This window comes from Thermomonas sp., assembly GCF_035369645.1.
Classification (GTDB): domain Bacteria; phylum Pseudomonadota; class Gammaproteobacteria; order Xanthomonadales; family Xanthomonadaceae; genus Thermomonas.
The window spans coordinates 90,455-109,309 of the sequence record NZ_DAOOUM010000001.1 but is presented as its reverse complement, the minus strand read 5'-3'; the positions used below and the strand labels follow the sequence as shown (position 1 = coordinate 109,309).

Sequence of the window (18,855 nt, the reverse complement as noted above, 5' to 3'; positions counted from 1 at the left end):
AACCGAACAAGTCCTGCGGGTACTCGGCTTTCTGTTCGCGCGCCATCAATCGCGCCAATCCTTCTGCGGGAGTCACACTTCCATGCAGCACGTCGCGTACCCCTTCCGCAATGGGAAGTTCGATGCTGTGCGCAGTCGCCAGCCGCATCACTTCGTCGGCGGTTTGGATGGACTCCACCACTTGACCAATTTCGCGCACCGCATCCTCGATCGAGGAGCCGCGCCCCAGCGCCAAGCCCAGCCGGCGGTTGCGTGACAGATCGCCGGTGCTGGTCAGCACCAAGTCACCCAAGCCGGCCAAGCCCATCAGGGTTTCCGGGCGGCCACCCAGGGCGATATTCAGCCGCAGCATTTCATTCAAGCCACGGGTGATCAGGCCGGCGCGGGCGTTCAGGCCCAAGCCCATGCCATCAGCCACACCGGTGGCCACCGCCAGCACGTTTTTCATCGCCCCACCCAACTCCGCCCCGCGCATGTCGCTGCCGGTGTAGGCGCGGAACGCCGGGCCATGCAGCACATCGGCCACTTGCCGGCAAAACGCGGCATCGTCCGAATGCACGGTCAGTGCGGTGGGCAGGCCTTGCGCCACTTCTTTGGCAAACGACGGTCCAGTGACCACCGCTAGCGGCACATCGTCACCCAAGATATCGGCAGCGACTTCGTGCAAAAACCGCCCACTGCCAGGCTCAAATCCTTTGGTGGCCCAGGCCACACCGGCCTGCGGCGGGCGCAGCGGGGCCAGTGCACGCAGGGTTTCGGCAAAGGCGTGGGAGGGCGTCACCACCAGCACCAATGCGGCATCAACTAGCGCTTCGTGTAGGGATGTGGTGGCACGCAGGTTGCCGGGCAACGCAATACCCGGCAGATAACGCGGGTTTTCACCGTCACCATCAATTGCTGCCACGGTAGCCACATCGCGACCCCACAACACGGTGGGATGACCATGGCGGGCAATCAGGGCGGCCAGCGCGGTGCCCCAAGAGCCCGCGCCAAGAACGGCAACCGCCGCGGTATTGGATGCTGTCATGCAGCCGGACGTATCAAGCGTTGCCGGCAGTTTCGGCATTGGCCAGGGCGTCGCCGCCTTGACCGATCTGCTCAGCGCGTTGGCGCAAGGTTTCGCCATACAGCGCATCAAAATTGATCGGCTGCATCGGGAACGGCGGGAAGCCGCCGGCGGTGATCAGCTGGCCAACGGCCGCACTGGCGTACGGGTACAGGATCGTCGGGCACTGGATGCCCAGCATGGCATCGATGATGTGGTCTTCCATGCCGCCCAAACCAAACACGCCGCACTGCTCGACTTCAGCTAGGTACGCAGTCTTGCCGTTCAAGGTGCAAGTCAGGGTGATACCCAAGCTGACTTCAAACGCGGTATCGGCCAGTCGCTGCACCTTTTGGTTCAGCTTCATCTGTAGGTCCGGCTGGCCCTGTTCGTTGAACACTTGCGGCGCATTCGGCGCCTCAAAGGACAGATCTTTCACATAGAGCTTTTCAACAGTGAAGACCGGGCCTTGCGGCTGGGCGTCGGCAACCGGAGTGGCACCGTTCAGGATTTCATCGGACATGGACAACTCCAAGGTATGCGTTTGAATGTGCGTATGGCACACAGGTAATAGGGAATTATCGCACCGTTGGCGGGCGATACGCTAAGACATGGGGTGGCGATGGCCATTCACAAGGGCAACCGCGCCGCCATTGATGCGCGCAAGCGGCTCAGCGCCCCTTGACTAGCGGCAGGTCGGCCGATTGCCACGCCTGGATGCCGCCTTCCAGCACCGCGACATGCGCAAAGCCGGCTTTACGCAAGCGCTTGGCGGCGGTGTGCGCGGTTTGCCCAGCTTGGCAAACCAAGACCACCGGCAACGCCTTGGCCGGTGCCAGCGCTTTGTTCTCGGGATCGAACTGGCTCATCTGCACGTTTTTGGCGCCGGCAATATGGCCTTTTTCGAAATCGCCGATCGCGCGCAAATCCACGACCAAGGCGTTATCGCGGTTGACCAAGGCGGTCAGTTGCGCCGGGCCGATGCGACGCACACCGCTCAGCAGGCCAAGGATTTCATTGACGATGATGGCCACCGTCAGGCCCACCAAGGCCAGCGACAACACGGGATTACGGCCAGCAAAGGCGGCCAGGTCGGCAAAGGTCACGGCAACTACCACGAATCACGGGGCGGCAATTGTACCTGCCGCCTCGTCCGTACGCGCTCACTTCGCGGGCGCGACTTTACTCGCCCTGCCACAAATCCGGCATCCCCGAGGTCAGCCACCAGGTTTTGGCGGCTTCGTCATAGCGCCAACGCTCGCGATAGCGCACGCTGCGTTCGGCCAAGGTGTTGCGATTGATGACGCCAATTTCGATGTCGCGCACCACTTCGCCCCCCAAGACACTGCTGCCGGTATCGCGATAGGTCGAAATTTGGACTTGTTTGAAGCGGGAAAAATCCAAATCGGTCATCGGATGGGCTTCGCGCACCTTGGGATCAACCAGACCCCATGCACCCTCGAAGTCACCCCAGCGAATCGCTGCCGACCAGGTGTACTGGATTTCATCCAGCGCGGTGCCTTTGCTGGCAGACTTGGGGCAACCCGCCAACATGGCCAAGCAGGCAATCAACACACAGCGCAGTAGCAATCGAAACATCGCGGACTCTCCGCCGGGGGAAGCTCGCATCCTAACGGGTTTATGGTTTAGGTCTTGCCAATCGCGACATAACGGCCCACAAACGTTGCCGCAACGCCACCTTCGGCCAGTATGGTCTTGGCGTGCAAGCGAATCCCCGCACGCCCTTGCCGACGCAGGGTTGCGGCCAGTTGCGCGTGTTCGCCGGCATCATCAAACACCGCTTCCACCACGATCGTTTCAAACACCGGCTTGAGATAGCGCACGCGACTGTCGGCCACAAAAATATCGGCATGCAACTGGGCCTGCGCTAATTCCAGCGACACCAGCCCCCAGCAGGCAATCGTCATCAGCGATACCAAACTGCCGCCGAAGGCACAGCCTTTGTCGTTGATGTTGGCGGCCAGCGGCGCCTGCACGCGCAACTTGCCGTGCTGCCAGTCCAGAATGTGCGGATGCATGCCGGCCACTGGCGGCATGCCATTGAAATGTGCGGCCAAAGCGTCCAGCGCCGCGTGCTGCGTGAGTGCGTCCATCTGCAAAGCCTGCCGTATGCGGGCCGGCTATGCCAAGCTTGGCACATGCCGCGTCTTGCAGATCAATCACTTCCGCTTCAACACTGCACCGTATTGTCGCTGCGACCGCGCGGACAGCACGCCAGTTTGCGGGCGGCATGCGCGCGGCATGGTGCGCGTCTTTTGGCATTGTCTCCACTCGCCATTACACCGCTGGCCAGCGTGCAGACGCGCACCGCGCTGCTCGCCGCACTGGCCGCCGATGTGCTGTTGTTTACCAGCCCCAATGCGGTGCGTGCCGCCGCCACCTTGCATCCCCTGCATGCGCGCCATGGCCAGCACTGGCTGGCAGTGGGCCGCGGCACCCAGCGCGCGCTGGCGCGTGCAGGCATCGCAGCGCTGGCGCCGACGCGGATGGACAGCGAGGGCTTGCTGGGCCTGCCGGCACTGGCCAATGTGCATGCCCTGCGCATTGCCTTGGTCACGGCACCGGGCGGGCGCGGCGTGATCGCCCCCACCTTGCAAGCGCGCGGCGCGCAGGTACTGCGCGTGGACGTGTATGCGCGCGCAGCGGTGACTATTCCGAAGCAACGTTGGGCCCTGCTTGCCACCGCATTACGCCAACCTGCGCATGTGGCGCTGGCGCTGAGTAGTGGCGAAGCCTTGCATGCGTTGTTGGCACAAACCCCGCCTGCGCTATTGCCCATTTTGCGCAAGGTCCGCGTGGCCGCCGCCAGTGCGCGGCTGGCGCAGGCAGCGCACGACGCTGGCTTCCGCCTTGTCGAACAAGCCAGCAGCGCCCGCCCTGCGGATGTCTTGGCTGCGATTGCACGCACATGGCCGCGCGCCAGCACGTGATGCTGCGAATGCTCTTTACACTAGCGCCATGAGCATAGTGATTCCCGACATCGACAACGTCCGCAGTTACCTGACCGGCCTGCAAGACCGCATTTGCATGGCGATTACCGCGGCCGACGGTTCCGCCGTGTTCGCCGAAGATGTGTGGCAGCGCAGCGAAGGCGGCGGTGGCCGCACCCGCGTGCTGCGCGACGGTGCGGTGTTCGAACAAGCCGGCATCGGGTTTTCCGATGTCTCCGGCAGCACGCTGCCGCCGTCGGCCAGCGTGGCGCGCCCGGAGCTGGCCGGCGCATCGTGGCGCGCAGTCGGTGTGTCGCTGGTGTTCCATCCGCGCAACCCCTACTTGCCCACCACCCACGCCAACGTGCGCCATTTCCGCGCCCAGCGTGATGGCGAAACGGTGGCCTGGTGGTTTGGTGGCGGCTTTGACCTGACCCCGTTTTATCCGTTTGATGAGGATGTGCTGCATTGGCACCGCAGCGCGCGCGACCTGTGCGCAGCATTCGGCGGGCAGGCACGTTACGACGCGCACAAACGCTGGTGCGATGAGTATTTTTTCCTGAAACATCGGCACGAGACCCGTGGCGTCGGCGGCTTGTTTTTTGATGATTTGCATACCGACTTCGACACCGACTTTGCCTACTTACAGGCGGTGGGTGACGGCTTTCTTGATGCCTATCTGCCAATCGTCGCGCGTCGCAAGCATCTGCCCTATGGCGAGCGCGAACGGCAATTTCAGTTGTACCGCCGTGGGCGCTATGTCGAGTTCAATCTGGTGTTCGATCGCGGCACCTTGTTTGGCCTGCAATCGGGTGGACGCAGCGAAAGTATCTTGATGAGCCTGCCACCCTTGGTGCGTTGGGAATACGGCTACAGCCCCGAACCTGCCAGTGCCGAAGCGCGGCTGCTTGACTATCTGCGCCCACGTGACTGGTTGCAGGAGCTGCGTTAACCCGGCTTGCTGTTGCGAAGCTCAATACTGATGTGCCCGTTGGTTTCCAAAATGGCGCGCTGGATATCCGCCACATTCTTGCACCCGGCTTGGCGCATCGCGGTTTCAAAATCGGCGGTACTCACCAGTTGTTTGCGCAACATCGCGTGATCCACATGCCCGGCATGCGCCAACACCACCGGCGCACCTTCCACCAACCGCCGGAACCCGGCGTGCCGCGCCGAACCCCACGCCACAACATAGTTCAACGCAATCAAGGTGCTGGCCATCACCAGTGCACCGGTCAGCGAGTTGTCGCCCCCGTTGATGCCGTTCTGCACGGCATTGCCGATCAAGATCAACAAGATCAGATCGAAGGGTGTGAACTGCCCCACTGCGCGCTTGCCGGAGATCCGCATCAGCACCATCACCAACACATAAATGACGGCGGCGCGCAGCACGAAATGCCACCAAGGCGCGGACAGTTGCAACAGGTCATTCACGGCGATCCCCACGGCTGGTGTTACCGCCGAGTGTAGCGGCCCGGGCAGCCCCTTCAGCACGCCTCCAGCCGGCAATCCCCCATCCTGCCCCACACTGCGCTAGGCTTGCGCCTCGCTACCTGCATCGGGGATGAGTGCATGAGCTGGTCGGAACTACAAGTAATGGTGGTTGAAGATCACGGCTTTCAGCGCCGTATTGCGCTGCGCCTACTGGCCGAGCTTGGCGTGGAGCGCACCTTGGAAGGTGCCGACGGCCTGCACGCGCTGGACGTGCTGCGGCAGCAGTCCAGCGCACCCGATGTGGTGTTGGTGGACTTGGACATGCCCGGCATGGATGGCATCGAATGTATTGGCCAAATCGCCCACGAACGTTTGGCGCGTTCCGTGGCCGTGGTCAGTGCATTGGACCCGGCATTGCTGCACACCGTGCAAAGCATGGCCCGCGCCTATGGCCTGCGGGTTTTGGGCAGCGTGGAAAAACCACTGACCCGCGAAAAACTGGAAATTTTGCTGGCGCGATTTGGTGAGCACACCGGTGAAACCCAAGACGAAGGCGCGGCCGACTTCAATGTGGCCGATCTGGTGGCCGCGCTGCAACAAGGCCAGGTCGTGCCGTGGTTTCAACCGCAGGTGGAATTTGGCAACGGCAAGGTGGTGGGTGTCGAAGCCTTGGCGCGCTGGGAGCGCCCCGATGGCAGCGTGGTGGGCCCGGTGCTGTTTGTGCCCGTGCTGGAGCGCGAGGGCTACGCCAATCTATTGACCGACCGCATGCTGGAGCAAGGCTGCCAGTGGTTACAACGCTGGCATCAAAGCGGCATGCGCTTGAAGTTGTCGGTCAATGTGTCGCCACTGGCGCTTGCCGATACCACCGCAGCTGATCGCTTCCAGGCCATCGTCGAAAACTACGGCATCTTGCCTGAGGATGTGGTGCTGGAAATTACCGAAAGCTCGGTGATGTCCGATGCCGCACGCGGGTTGGGTTTGCTGGCGCGTTTGCGGCTGAAAGGGTTTGGTCTGTCGATCGACGATTTTGGCACCGGCTATTCCTCGCTGGCGCAGTTGGCGCAGGTGCCGTTTACCGAGTTGAAAATCGACAAAGAGTTCGTGTTCACCGCGCATGCGCAGCCACGCAAGCGCGCGATGGTGGAAGCCAGTTTGGACTTGGCACGCAAGCTGAGCCTCGTCACTGTGGCCGAGGGCGTGGAAACGATTGAAGACTGGCAGATGTTGGCGGAGCTGGGTTGCGACATTGCGCAGGGCTGGCTGATTGGGCGACCTGTTCCCGGCAGCGAGATGCAAGCGGCGGTGGCGCGCTGGCGGCGCCCAGGCAACTGACGCCGACGCACGGACTGGCCATGCTGCTCGACCCTTCCAAATCCGGGATCCGCCACCAACTGTTGGGCCTGTTCGGGATGTTTCTGCTCACCGGCTTTTTGGTGCTGGTGCTGGATCAGTTTGGGCAGTTTTACATGCAGCGCTCGATGACCGCACTCCAAGACGATGTGCTGACTGGCATGCATCGCATTCGCCGCCTGTCCAATGCCTACGAACAGGATTTGATCGATACCACGTTCCGCACCCGCAATTACCTGATCGACTGGCAGCACGCCGAAAACGTTATCGAACACGCCCAAGCGACATCGCAGACACAGTGGCAGGCATTGCAAACGATGCCGATGGATCCCGAAGCAAAAGCGCTGTTGGTGCAGGCCCAACAAGCGCGTCCGCGTGCCGATGCCGCATTCGATCAACTGCGCACGATTTTGCGCCAACGCGACATCCTTGCCCTTGGCCAGTTTGCCGATCACGACTTGTTTCCCGCCACCGACCCACTGGTGCAGCGTCTGGAGCGACTCGACAGTCTGGTACAGACCCGCGCAACCACCCTCGTGGCCACCGAGCAAACCCGCACCCGCTGGCTGGGTCATATTCGCCTCGGTTTGTCCTTGCTGTGCCTGCTTTTGGTGGTGGTGCTGGGCCGGCGCATCTTGCGCAATGGCTATCGCGGGGTGGAAAGCCTGACCGCATTGGCGCGGGCGATGACCCACAACGACTACACCACCCAGCCGCGCTATCTCCCGCACGGCGAACTTGGCGAGGTGATGGACAGTTTTCTGCGCATGCGCGATCACGTGCGCCGCATCGAGGGCCAACTGACCGAGCAATTGGGCAATACCGAACGTGTGCGGGTTGCGCTGGAACGTCGCGAGCAATTCCAACGCCTGCTGCTGGAGGCCGCACCTACTGCAATTTTTGCGGTCGATGAAGATGGCGTATTTTCGCAGATCAACCCATTTGCGGAACGCTTGCTGGGCTGGCCGGCGGGCAGTTTGCTTGCCCGCGAAACACTGGATGTGGTGCTGGACCCGGAAGCACTGGGCGCGCTGGCGCGCTCGCTCAGTGAAGCCTATGGCAAGACGATTCCAGCCAATTGGACGGCGCTGCACGAGCTGGCCCGGCACCGCGAACCACCACGCGAATTTGCCCTGCGCCACCAACGCGGGCGCACCTTGCCGGTGTTGCTGGCACTGTCGGCGATGCGCGATGACAGCGGCACCATGGTGGGCCTGCTGGCGGTGGCCACCGACTTGACCATGCAAAAGCGGCTGGAACGTGCTCTGCGTGAGAGTGAAAGTCGCGCGCGCGATGCCAACCATGCCAAGAGCGCGTTCTTGGCCACCATGAGCCACGAAATACGCACCCCGATGATCGGTGTGACCGGCATGATCGAAGTGTTGGGCCACACCCATCTGGATCACGAGCAACGCCGCGCGCTGTCGGTCATCCAAAGCTCGGCTGAATCGCTGCTGCGCATCATCGGCGACATTCTGGATTTCTCCAAAATCGAAGCCGGCAAGATGGAGCTGGAGCCGTTGCCCACGTCGCTACCAGAATTACTGCGCAGCGTGACCGCCAACTACTCCGGCTCTGCATCCAGCAAGGGCTTGCTGCTGGAATGCAAGACCGACCCACGCATCGCACCGGCCCACTACGCCGACCCCGTACGGCTGCGGCAGGTACTCAGTAATTTCCTATCGAATGCGCTCAAATTCACCGAGCGCGGCCGCATCACGGTGGCCGCAGAATGTATCCGCCACGACCCGAATCATGGCGCGATGGGCAGCGATACCCTGGTGTTATCGGTGACCGACACCGGCATCGGCATCAGTGCCCAGGCGCAGGCGCGACTGTTCCAACCCTTTGCCCAAGCCGAGACCGACACCACCCGGCGCTTTGGCGGTACCGGCCTGGGGCTGGCCATCTGCCGCCGGATTGCGGAATTGATGGGCGGCAGCATCGACATGGCATCGGAACCCGGCAAGGGCACCCGCATGTGCCTGCACGTCAGTTTGCAGCGTGCGCCGGAAGAGGAATTGCCCGACCTGCTACTGCCCGGCAAACAAGCCCCCGGCTTCCACCCCCGGCAACTGCCCAGCGTGACCACGGCGGAACACGAACGCAGTTTGATTTTGTTGGTGGATGACCACGCCACCAACCGTCAAGTCATCCAACGACAATTGGCATTGGCCGGCTATGCCTCGGAAGTGGCCGAAGACGGCGTGCAGGGCGTGGCGGCGTGGCGCACAGGCCGCTATGCATTGGTGTTATCCGACGTGCATATGCCGCATATGGACGGCTACCAGATGGCGCGTGAAATCCGCCGCGACGAAGCCCAGCGTGGCCTGCCGCGCACGCCACTGGTGGCACTTACCGCATCGGCACTGAAGGGCGAAGCCGAGCGCTGCCTGGATGCCGGGATGGACGACTATCTGGCCAAGCCGGTCGGGATCGCCACCTTGGGCGCTTGCCTGCAACGCTGGTTGCCGCATACCCAAGGCGATGCCGATGCCAGTTCGGCCGATAGCCTGCGCATCCAGACCGAGAACAATCGTCAAGCCACCGCAACCGGACACATAACGCAACCGGAGAAGGCGCCGGGTAAAGATGCGGATGTGGATGCGGGCATCCTCGACCGTCAGGTGTTGACCGAACTGACCGGCGGTGATCCCGATGAATTCGCACTGCTACTTGCCGATTTTTTGGCCAGCACCGCCGCCGACATGGCCGAACTCGACCGCCTGCATGCTGCCGCTCTGCTACCCGACATGACCCGGCAAGCGCACAAAATCAAAGGCGCGGCGCGGCTGGTGGGCGCACACCACTTGGGCGAAACCGCCGCCGCACTGGAAGCCGCCGGTCGCAGCGGCCACGGGGACGCCGTCGCCATACTGATCGACCGCCTGCACGCTGCCGTCGCACAACTACAAGCGCACACACAGCACGCGGGGTAATCCACGGAAGTGCGGCATTGTCCTCACGTGGGCCACGTGGGCCAGCCGTGAAACCACGCAGAACCGTCGCGGCTCAGGGCAACGCCGCCGATGGCCTGAGCAATAAGCGAAAATCTTCGCCGACAATGGCGCTATCGACACGGTGCATCTGCATCCGCTGCGTCATTGCATCGATATGCAGGCCATCAAACAATGGCCGCGCTTGCTCGCCCAACACGACGGGGGCGACATACAGCAACAGCTCATCCACCAGGCCTGCCGACAAGAACGCGCCGGCCAAGGTGGCGCCGGCTTCCAGCTGCACTTCATTGATGCCGCGTGCAGCCAGCAGGCGCAACACGGCATCCAGATCAAAACGGGTGCCTTGCACCGGCACGGCGACGTGGTCGATTTCAATGCCGCGCGGCAATTTGGCATCGGGGGCGTGGATGTAGAGCGTGGGCGCAGCGCCTTCGCGGACATGCCCGCGCGTCACCGTGGCAAGGCCGGGGTCTAACACCACCCGCAGTGGCGGGATGAAATCGCTGCCGTCTTCCAAGCGCACGGTGAGATGCGGGTCATCGGCCAGCACGGTGCCCGCGCCGGTGACCAGCGCACCGCTGCGTGCGCGCCAACGCTGCACATCGCGGCGCGAGGCCTCGCCACTGATCCATTTGGAATCCCCCGAGGCCATCGCGGTACGGCCATCCAAACTGGTGGCCAACTTCACCCGCAACCACGGCCTCCCGCGCTCCATTCGGGTCAGAAAGCCGCGATTGAGTTCACGCGCCTGCGCTTCCATCAGGCCGAATTCAACCGCAATCCCCGCCGCGCTGAGCTTCTCGAAACCAGCCCCATCCACTTGCGGAAACGGATCGCGCATCGCCGCCACCACACGGCCGACACCGGCGGCGATCAAGGCGTCTGCGCACGGCGGCGTGCTGCCGTGATGCGCGCACGGCTCCAGCGTCACATATGCCGTTGCACCGCGCGCTTGCGCGCCTGCCGCTTGCAATGCAAACACTTCCGCATGCGGCCCACCCTTGCGCTGGTGCCAGCCCTCGCCCACCACGGCATCGCCTTGCGCGATCACGCAGCCCACCATCGGGTTGGGCCGCGTGGTGTAGAGGCCGCGTTCGGCCAAGCGCAGCGCGCGCGCCATCAGTGCGTGATCGGTGGCGGAAAAAGCACTCATCGTTTTTTCCCTTTCCCGCCGTCGGCGACCCCACCCAGCAATGGCAATTGCCCCTCACCCGGCAATTCGCGTTCCAGCCGGTCGAGTTCTTCGCGGAAGTCGGCCACGTCTTCAAAGCTGCGGTACACCGACGCAAACCGCACATAACCCACATGATCGAGCTTGCGCAGCTCATCCATCACAAAGCCGCCAACCCGGCGCGAATCAATTTCGCGCTCGGCGGTCATGCGCAGTTGATGCACCACTGCGCGCACTGCCGCCTCAATTTTTTCTTCCGATACCGCCCGCTTTTGCAGCGCACGGTCGAACCCCACCCGTAGTTTGCGCGCATCGAAGGCTTCGCGCCGACCATCGGATTTGATGATGGCCGGCAATTTCAGTTCGATCATTTCCAAAGTGGAAAAACGCTCGCCACAGGCCTCGCAACCGCGCCTGCGGCGAATCGTCGCGCCGTCTTCGGACACCCGCGAATCAATCACGCGGGTATCACTGTGCTGGCAGAACGGGCAGTGCAAGGCTTAGCCGTACACCGGGAACTGCTTGCACTGCAGTTCAACATTGCCACGCACGCCGGCGATCACGTTGTCGTCGGTGGGGTTGTCCAGCACATCGCAAATCCACTCGGCCAACGCCACGCAGTCGGCTTCCTTGTAGCCACGGGTGGTGACCGCCGGGGTGCCGATGCGCAGGCCCGAGGTGACGAAGGGCTTGCGCGGGTCGTTGGGCACCGAGTTTTTATTGACGGTGATGTGGGCCTTGCCCAGCGCCTCCTCGGCCTGCTTGCCGGACACGTCCTTGCCAATCATGTCGACCAGCATCAGATGATTTTCGGTGCCGCCGGAAACGATCTTGTAGCCACGCGCAATGATGACCTTCGCCATCGCCTGCGCGTTCTTCACCACTTGCTGCTGATAGGTCTTGAAGGACGGATCCAGCGCTTCCTTGAACGCCACCGCCTTGGCCGCGATCACGTGCATCAGCGGGCCACCCTGAATGCCGGGAAAGACGATGGATTGCAGCTTCTTTTCGATTTCGTCGGCCGCATCGCCCATCGCGGCGCGGCTGGCGATGATGATGCCGCCACGCGGGCCGCGCAGGGTCTTGTGGGTGGTCGAGGTGACAACATGTGCATGCGGCACCGGGCTGGGGTACACACCGGCGGCGATCAGCCCGGCCACGTGCGCCATGTCCACGAACAGATACGCACCCACCTTGTCGGCGATGGCGCGGAAGCGCGCCCAATCGACCACTTGCGAATACGCCGAGAACCCAGCCACCACCATCTTCGGCTTGTGTTCCAGCGCCAGCCGCTCGACTTCGTCGTAATCAATCAGGCCAGCATCGTTGACGCCGTATTGCACCGCATTGAACAGCTTGCCCGAGGCATTGACCTTGGCCCCATGGGTCAAGTGGCCGCCATGTGCCAGCGACATGCCCAGGATGGTGTCGCCCGGTTGCAGCAGCGCGAAATACACCGCCTGGTTGGCCTGCGAGCCGCTGTGCGGCTGCACATTGGCGTAGTCGGCTTGGAACAATTGCTTCAAGCGGTCGATCGCCAGCTGCTCGGCCACATCGACATATTCGCAACCGCCGTAATAACGCTTGCCCGGATAGCCTTCCGCATATTTATTGGTGAGCTGGCTGCCTTGGGCCTCCATCACCCGTGGGCTGGCGTAGTTCTCAGAGGCGATCAGCTCGACGTGATCCTCCTGGCGACGGTCTTCATCGGTAATGGCCTTGGCCAGTTCAGGATCAAAAGTGGCAAGCGTGTCGGCACGGGAGAACATGGGGGACTCCGGGGGGTTGGGGGGATTGCGATTGTAGCCCGAGGGCGGCGACACCGAGGATGCCGCCAACCTAATGGCATATCGATATGCAAAATCATCATGCCGCCGCCCAAAACCTGCAAAAATGACGGCTTCGGATTCAGAAACCCCCACCATGCTGCGTGTGTCCTCTGTTTCAGGTCTATGGCCCGGCCTGCTGTTGGCCTGTGTGCCTGCACTCTTGGCGTGGCTCGGCGGCATGGCATTGCCGCTGGTGGGCGGCGCAGTCTTGGCCATTGTGCTGGGGGTGGTCTTGCGCAGCGCATGGACGCCGCCCGCACGCTACCAGCCGGGAATTGAATTTACCGGCAAATACGTCTTGCAGGCCGCCATCGTGCTGCTGGGCTTTGGCCTGAATCTGCACGACGTGGCGCGCGTGGGCCAAGCCTCGCTGCATGTCACCTTGGCCACGCTGGCACTGGCCGGCATCGCCACGTGGCTGTTGCACCGCTGGCTGCAGATACCCGGAAAACTGGCAGTCTTGGTGGGTGTGGGCACGGCCATTTGCGGAGCTTCGGCCATTGCGGCGGTGGCCCCCATCCTGCGTGCCGACGAGCACGACACCGCGTTTGCGCTCTCCACGATTTTTCTGTTCAACCTGCTCGCCGTGCTGTTCTTTCCGCCCTTGGGCCACATGCTGGGGATGGATGCCAGCCAATTTGGGCTATGGGCGGGCACCGCCATCAATGACACGTCTTCCGTCGTCGCCGCAGGCTATGCCTATGGCCACGCTGCCGGCGATTACGCGGTGATCGTCAAACTGGCGCGGGCCAGCATGATTGTGCCGATCTGTCTGTTGCTTGCTGGCGCACTGGCCTTGCGCGCCCGCACGCACGCCACCGCCGGCCCAGCATCACCGCTGCGGGGCGGGTTTTTCCCGTGGTTCATTGTGTGGTTTATTGCCGCCTCGATGCTGCGCAGCGCCGGGTGGGTGCCCATCCGCGCCCTGCCAAGCCTGCATCTTGCCAGCGACCTTGCCATGGTGCTGGCACTGGCCGCCATTGGCCTGAGCGCAAACCTTGCGCAGATGCGCGCCACCGGCCCACGCCCTATTTTGCTGGGGCTTGGGGTGTGGTTGGCGGTCGCACTCGGAAGCCTTGCGGTGCAGGCGCTATAATTCACCGATTCCGCTTCCCTCTTCGCGGCCCTGCCCGGTGCAGGCCGCCATCGCACGCCCGGAGCCTGCATGTCCTCGCAATATATCTACACCATGAACCGCGTGTCCAAGATGGTGCCGCCCAAGCGGCAGATCATCAAGGACATCTCGCTGAGTTTCTTCCCGGGGGCCAAAATCGGCCTGCTGGGCTTGAACGGTGCCGGCAAGTCCACCGTGCTGAAAATCATGGCCGGGGTGGATAAGGATTTTGAAGGCGAGGCACGCCCGCAACCCGGCATCAAGGTGGGTTATCTGGCGCAAGAGCCCGAGCTCAACCCCGAACACACGGTGCGCCAGGCCGTGGAAGAAGGCGTGGGCGAGGTGCTGCAAGCGCAGGCCGCGCTGGATGCGGTGTATGCCGCGTATGCCGAAGACGGTGCCGATTTCGACGCGCTGGCCAAAGAGCAAGAACGCCTGGAAGCCATTCTCGCCGCCGGCGATGCGCATACCTTGGAAAACCAGTTGGAAGTGGCCGCCGACGCGCTGCGCCTGCCGCCGTGGGATGCCATTGTTGGCAAGCTGTCCGGTGGCGAAAAACGCCGCGTGGCGCTATGCCGCCTGCTGCTGCAAAAGCCCGACATGTTGCTGCTCGACGAACCCACCAACCACTTGGATGCCGAATCGGTGGAATGGTTGGAACAATTCCTGCACCGCTACACCGGCACCGTGGTGGCGGTCACCCATGATCGCTACTTCCTCGACAACGCCGCCGAATGGATTTTGGAACTCGATCGCGGCCGTGGCATTCCGTGGAAGGGTAACTACACCGAATGGTTGCAACAAAAAGATGAGCGCCTGAAGCAAGAAGACAATCAGGAAAAAGCCCGCCAAAAGGCCATCCAGAAAGAATTGGAATGGGCACGGCAAAACGCCAAGGGCGGCCGCAGCAAGGGTAAGGCGCGTTTGGCACGCTTGGATGAATTGCAGTCGGTCGATTATCAACGCCGCAACGAGACCAACGAAATTTTCATCCCACCGGGCGAGCGCCTCGGTAACAGCGTCATCGAATTCAAAAATGTGTCGAAGAAATTCGGCGACCGCCTATTGATCGACAATCTCTCTCTCATCGTGCCACCGGGTGCCATCGTCGGCATCATCGGTCCCAACGGCGCAGGTAAGTCCACCCTGTTCAAGATGATCACCGGACAGGAAAAACCCGACAGCGGCACGATCAACGTCGGCCCGACGGTCAATCTTGCCTACGTGGATCAAAGCCGTGGCGCGCTGGAAGGCAACCACACGGTGTTCCAAGAAGTGTCCGGCGGGCTGGACATCCTCAACATCAACGGCGTCGAAATTCAGTCGCGCGCCTACATCGGCCGCTTCAACTTCAAGGGCCAAGACCAGCAAAAGATGGTCGGTGCGTTGTCCGGCGGTGAGCGCGGCCGCTTGCATATGGCGAAGACACTGCTGCAAGGCGGCAATGTGCTGCTGCTCGACGAACCCTCGAATGACCTCGACATCGAAACCCTGCGCGCACTGGAAGACGCGCTACTGGAGTTCCCCGGCAACACCTTCGTGATCTCCCACGACCGCTGGTTCCTCGATCGCATCGCCACCCACATCCTCGCCTTCGAAGGCGACTCGCACGTGGAATTCTTCCAAGGCAACTACCGCGAGTACGAGGAAGACAAGAAGCGCCGCATGGGCGACGACGCCGCGCCGAAGCGCTTGCGGTTCAAGGCGCTGAAGTAATCCAACGCGACGACGTGGAACCAGACGCCGGGATTTCCCGGCGTTTTCCGTTTCTGGAGGCCACAAACTGGACGACCCGGCCTACATCCTCAATCTGGTCAAGCGCATCGTCACCGTGAGCGTGGAGACGATGAAGATCGTCAAGCGGCTTCCTCCGCTTGAAGAACTGAACTGAAACGCACCCGGGCTTGACTGCGCCCACCGGAATCGCCAAAGTAAGGAATCCTTGCTTTGGCGATCATCATGCTCACCAAACTCACCGCCAAGAACCAGCTCACGCTGCCCAAGGCTGCAACGGCGGCGGTGGGCGCGACGGAGTATTTCGACGTGCAGACCCGCGACGGCGTCATCATCCTGACGCCGGTGCGAATCCAGCGTGCCGACGCGGTCCGCGCCAAGCTGGCGGAGCTGGCATTGGATGCAGGTGATATCGACGATGCCGTGGCATGGGCACGTCGGCGGGTGACTGAACCCAAAGCGGCCTACCCCGTCAAACCCGCAGCGGCATTGCCAAAAAAATCGCCCGAGCCATCGTCCAAGACCAGCAAGCGCAAGCCGTGAGCCGCGCGATCCGGGTGGTACTCGACACCAATGTGGTGCTGTCCGCCCTTGTCTTTAGAAACCCGAATGCCGCAAAACTGCGGCAAGCATGGCAGCAAGGCGGCATTGTTCCCTTGGTGAGCACCGCGACTGTGCAAGAACTGCTACGCGTCTTGGCCTATCCAAAATTTCACCTAAGCGCCGATGACCAACACGAGCTGCTAGCCGACTACCTGCCGTACACCGTCAGCATCTTGATTGCGCACCCCGCCCCCGCAACCCCCCAGTGCCGCGATCCGTTTGACCTGCCGTTTTTGCAACTGGCCATCGCTGGCCGCGCGAACTTACTGGTCAGTGGGGATCGTGATCTGCTGGCATTGGCGGGGCAAACCCCGTTCGCTATTCTTACGCCTGCGGATTTTTTGCTGCAACTGCGCGAAAATACCGCCCCATGACCTTCACCCAAAAACTCCGCAGCCGCTGGCAGCAAGCCAACTCCCTTGTGTGTGTGGGGCTGGACCCCGATCCGGCAAAATTTCCGGATCACTTTGTTGCTGACGACGACGCGCTTTTCAATTTTTGCCGCGATATTGCGGATGCCACTGCCGAGTACGCTTGTGCGTTCAAGCCGCAGATTGCCTATTTCGCCGCGCACAATCATGGCGAGGCGGCGTTGCAACGCTTGATCGCGCATATCAACGGCGCGCACCCGGATGTGCCGGTGATTCTGGACGCCAAGCGCGGCGATATCGGCAGCACCGCGCAGCAATATGCCTGCGAGGCATTCGAGCGTTTTGGTGCAGATGCGGTCACGCTGAACCCATACATGGGCAAGGATTCGGCGCAACCGTTTTTGGAGTACAACGATCGCGGTTGCGTGTTTTTATGCCACACCTCCAACCCGGGTGCGCGTGATTTTCAAGAGTTGGATGTGGGCGGCGCGCCGCTGTATCAGCACATTGCCCGCACGATTGCCGCAGACTGGAACCGCGATGACAACTGCGCACTGGTGGTGGGTGCCACCTTCCCCGAAGAACTGCGCGTGATCCGCGCCATCGTCGGTGAGATGCCGCTGCTGATTCCGGGTATCGGCGCACAAGGCGGGGATGTGGAAGCGGTGGTGAAAAACGGTAAAACCGCCGACGGCAGCGGGCTGATGATCAATTCTTCGCGCGGGATCCTGTATGCCTCGCGCGGTGAAGGCTACGCCGACGCGGCGGCCGATGCCGCGCGTGAGTTGCGCGACAACATCAACCGTTATCGCTGAATTTGGCTAACCCAAAAACCCCAGTTTGGGCGCATTGAAATTACCAATGCCCGGAAAAATGGTGGCCAAGTTGGCATCGCCCACACCCAGCCAGCTGGCGAAAGTCGCGCCATATTGTTGCAGTGACGTGGTCGGGATCATCCGGCCACGGCCCACCGATTGTTCGCCGTCGAGCTCCAGCAGTGGGTATTGGCCCCACACCTTGCGCCCCTGCAACGCGCCACCATTGGCCGCCGCACCGCCCATCACCAGCTGCACGCCGCCCCAAGCGTGGTCGGTGCCATTGCCATTGCTGTTCAAGGTGCGGCCAAAATCACTCATGGTGAACGTGGTGACGTTGTTGAGCATGCCAATTTCTTGCAAGCCATTTCGGAAGGCCGCCAAAGCACCTGCGATTTGCCCCAGCAGCGCGGCATGCCGGCTGGGATCCATCTGATTGTCGTGCGTATCAAACCCGCCTAGACCGGCAAAATAGATTTGCCGCCGGTGCCCGATTGACGCGGTCTGACTGACTTTGATCAGCCGCGCAATCATGCGCAGTTGTGCGGCCAGAAACGTTGGCGGAAAGGTGGTGGCGATGTCGCCGTTGTTTTCCGGCTTCAAGGCGCTCCGCAGCACGCCATTGACGTCGATCGAGGTTCGCCCCAGCTTGCTGTAGCGGGCTTCCATTGGCTGTGGATGTGCGGCCTTCAACAACTCTTCTAACGCCTGCATGCGGATGGCATCGGCATTGCCGCCGGTGCTGCTCATGCGTGCCAGTTCAGCAGGGCCACTGGCCGCCAGTGCATACGGTAACGCGGCGGTGCCACTTTGATACAAGTTGTTGCCAAACAACGAAATCGTCGGCGGCAGTTCTTTCAAGCCAATATTTTGTGCGGCCAATAGATCGCCAGATAATCCGCCCCAGCCATTGGCCACATGGGTGCCGGTGGAATGCCCACGCATCCATTGCCGTTGTTGATCGTTGTGGGAGAACAGATAGGGCGGTAGCGGGTCAGTGGCGTATTGGCTCTTGCTCAGCGGTTGGGTCAAGCTGCCCACATTGGCCAAAAATGCCAGCTCGCCATTGGCGAACAACGGCGCGGCCTCGGCCATTGCCGGATGCATGCCCCAGGATTTACCACTGCCATCGGTGATGACGCTCAACGCATCACGCGCGATGCCCAGCCCGTATGGATTGCTGTTGGCGTCATACACGCCACCACGGCTGGCCAGATACAAGTTGTATTCGTCCTGCGCTTGCGGGATCAGCATATTGAACGAGTCATTGCCGCCGTACAGAAAAATGCATACCAGTGCGCGGTATTCGCCTACGGGGGGCTCTGCTGCCAGCGCACGACCCACCAAATCAAATTGCGGAATGAACGCGCTGGCGGCGCCACCCGCCAATGCGGCACTGAGCCCGCGCAAGAAGCGGCGGCGGTCTTCGCGTGTGGAATGTGACATGGGTGTGCTCCCGGTCTGCCGCTGCGTTG

The 18,855-nt window shown here is 62.0% G+C and carries 19 protein-coding genes; 9 read left to right on the top strand and 10 right to left on the bottom strand.

Going from position 1 to position 18,855, the window contains the following annotated elements:
- The 5 genes from PK789_RS00495 to PK789_RS00475 form a co-directional block, all read right to left on the bottom strand.
- Positions 1-1,027: NAD(P)H-dependent glycerol-3-phosphate dehydrogenase (locus tag PK789_RS00495; protein WP_324306153.1), on the bottom strand; the 1,027-nt coding region annotated here is incomplete at its 3' end.
- Positions 1,028-1,040: 13 nt separating this feature from the next.
- Positions 1,041-1,568, bottom strand: coding sequence for a protein-export chaperone SecB (secB, locus tag PK789_RS00490; protein ID WP_324306151.1), 528 nt, complete (start codon positions 1,566-1,568; stop codon positions 1,041-1,043).
- Between the two features lie 148 nt (positions 1,569-1,716).
- Positions 1,717-2,151 (bottom strand): rhodanese-like domain-containing protein, encoded by a 435-nt coding sequence (locus PK789_RS00485; RefSeq protein WP_324306149.1) that lies wholly within the window; start codon positions 2,149-2,151, stop codon positions 1,717-1,719.
- Positions 2,152-2,227: 76 nt separating this feature from the next.
- A complete protein-coding gene (locus tag PK789_RS00480; protein WP_324306147.1) occupies positions 2,228-2,644 on the bottom strand; it encodes a hypothetical protein in 417 nt (138 codons plus the stop codon).
- Positions 2,645-2,691: 47 nt separating this feature from the next.
- Entirely contained in the window at positions 2,692-3,159 is a 468-nt protein-coding gene (locus tag PK789_RS00475; protein WP_324306145.1) for a YiiD C-terminal domain-containing protein, read from the bottom strand.
- Positions 3,160-3,204: 45 nt separating this feature from the next.
- Between PK789_RS00475 and PK789_RS00470 the strand changes: the two genes are divergently transcribed.
- Together PK789_RS00470 and hemF are read left to right on the top strand one after the other, a co-directional pair.
- Complete coding sequence (locus tag PK789_RS00470; RefSeq protein WP_324306143.1) at positions 3,205-3,996, top strand: uroporphyrinogen-III synthase; 792 nt, start codon at positions 3,205-3,207, stop codon at positions 3,994-3,996.
- A gap of 28 nt (positions 3,997-4,024) precedes the next feature.
- The gene (gene hemF, locus PK789_RS00465; RefSeq protein ID WP_503011848.1) at positions 4,025-4,948 is read left to right on the top strand and encodes an oxygen-dependent coproporphyrinogen oxidase; all 924 of its coding nucleotides are present in this window, start codon (positions 4,025-4,027) and stop codon (positions 4,946-4,948) included.
- On the opposite strand, the gene PK789_RS00460 is transcribed toward hemF, so the two are convergent.
- Positions 4,945-5,430 carry a DUF421 domain-containing protein gene (locus tag PK789_RS00460; protein ID WP_324306140.1) on the bottom strand — a complete coding sequence of 162 codons (486 nt, stop codon included), beginning with the start codon at positions 5,428-5,430 and terminating at the stop codon, positions 4,945-4,947. The genes hemF and PK789_RS00460 overlap by 4 nt on opposite strands.
- 138 nt (positions 5,431-5,568) lie before the next feature.
- On the opposite strand from PK789_RS00460, the gene PK789_RS00455 reads away from it, so the two are divergent.
- Complete coding sequence (locus tag PK789_RS00455; RefSeq protein ID WP_324306138.1) at positions 5,569-6,765, top strand: EAL domain-containing response regulator; 1,197 nt, start codon at positions 5,569-5,571, stop codon at positions 6,763-6,765.
- A 20-nt stretch (positions 6,766-6,785) separates the two neighbouring features.
- Positions 6,786-9,722: an ATP-binding protein gene (locus PK789_RS00450; RefSeq protein ID WP_324306135.1), complete on the top strand. Its 2,937-nt coding sequence runs from the start codon at positions 6,786-6,788 to the stop codon at positions 9,720-9,722.
- 73 nt (positions 9,723-9,795) lie between these two features.
- On the opposite strand, the gene ribD is transcribed toward PK789_RS00450, so the two are convergent.
- The 3 genes from ribD to glyA are packed head-to-tail and all read right to left on the bottom strand — an operon-like array spanning position 9,796 to position 12,683.
- Entirely contained in the window at positions 9,796-10,896 is a 1,101-nt protein-coding gene (gene ribD, locus PK789_RS00445) for a bifunctional diaminohydroxyphosphoribosylaminopyrimidine deaminase/5-amino-6-(5-phosphoribosylamino)uracil reductase RibD (protein WP_324306133.1), read from the bottom strand.
- Positions 10,893-11,411, bottom strand: coding sequence for a transcriptional regulator NrdR (gene nrdR, locus PK789_RS00440; RefSeq protein WP_324306131.1), 519 nt, complete (start codon positions 11,409-11,411; stop codon positions 10,893-10,895). The genes ribD and nrdR overlap by 4 nt, the downstream gene beginning before the upstream one ends.
- Positions 11,412-11,414: 3 nt before the next feature.
- A complete protein-coding gene (gene glyA, locus PK789_RS00435) occupies positions 11,415-12,683 on the bottom strand; it encodes a serine hydroxymethyltransferase (RefSeq protein WP_324306129.1) in 1,269 nt (422 codons plus the stop codon).
- Positions 12,684-12,807: 124 nt separating this feature from the next.
- Between glyA and PK789_RS00430 the strand changes: the two genes are divergently transcribed.
- The 5 genes from PK789_RS00430 to pyrF all read left to right on the top strand — a co-directional run bounded on the left by PK789_RS00430 (position 12,808) and on the right by pyrF (position 17,380).
- Positions 12,808-13,839 (top strand): YeiH family protein, encoded by a 1,032-nt coding sequence (locus PK789_RS00430; protein WP_324306127.1) that lies wholly within the window; start codon positions 12,808-12,810, stop codon positions 13,837-13,839.
- Between the two features lie 69 nt (positions 13,840-13,908).
- Positions 13,909-15,573: an energy-dependent translational throttle protein EttA gene (gene ettA / locus PK789_RS00425; protein ID WP_324306125.1), complete on the top strand. Its 1,665-nt coding sequence runs from the start codon at positions 13,909-13,911 to the stop codon at positions 15,571-15,573.
- Positions 15,574-15,816: 243 nt separating this feature from the next.
- Positions 15,817-16,134, top strand: a complete 318-nt coding sequence (locus PK789_RS00420; protein ID WP_324306123.1) for a hypothetical protein — start codon at positions 15,817-15,819, stop codon at positions 16,132-16,134.
- A complete protein-coding gene (locus PK789_RS00415; RefSeq protein WP_324306121.1) occupies positions 16,131-16,568 on the top strand; it encodes a putative toxin-antitoxin system toxin component, PIN family in 438 nt (145 codons plus the stop codon). Before PK789_RS00420 ends, PK789_RS00415 begins: the two co-directional genes overlap by 4 nt.
- Positions 16,565-17,380, top strand: coding sequence for an orotidine-5'-phosphate decarboxylase (pyrF, locus tag PK789_RS00410; protein WP_324306119.1), 816 nt, complete (start codon positions 16,565-16,567; stop codon positions 17,378-17,380). Before PK789_RS00415 ends, pyrF begins: the two co-directional genes overlap by 4 nt.
- A gap of 6 nt (positions 17,381-17,386) precedes the next feature.
- Here the strand turns inward: pyrF and PK789_RS00405 are convergent, their stop codons facing one another.
- Positions 17,387-18,826: a DUF1501 domain-containing protein gene (locus tag PK789_RS00405; RefSeq protein WP_324306117.1), complete on the bottom strand. Its 1,440-nt coding sequence runs from the start codon at positions 18,824-18,826 to the stop codon at positions 17,387-17,389.
- Positions 18,827-18,855: the final 29 nt, after the last annotated feature.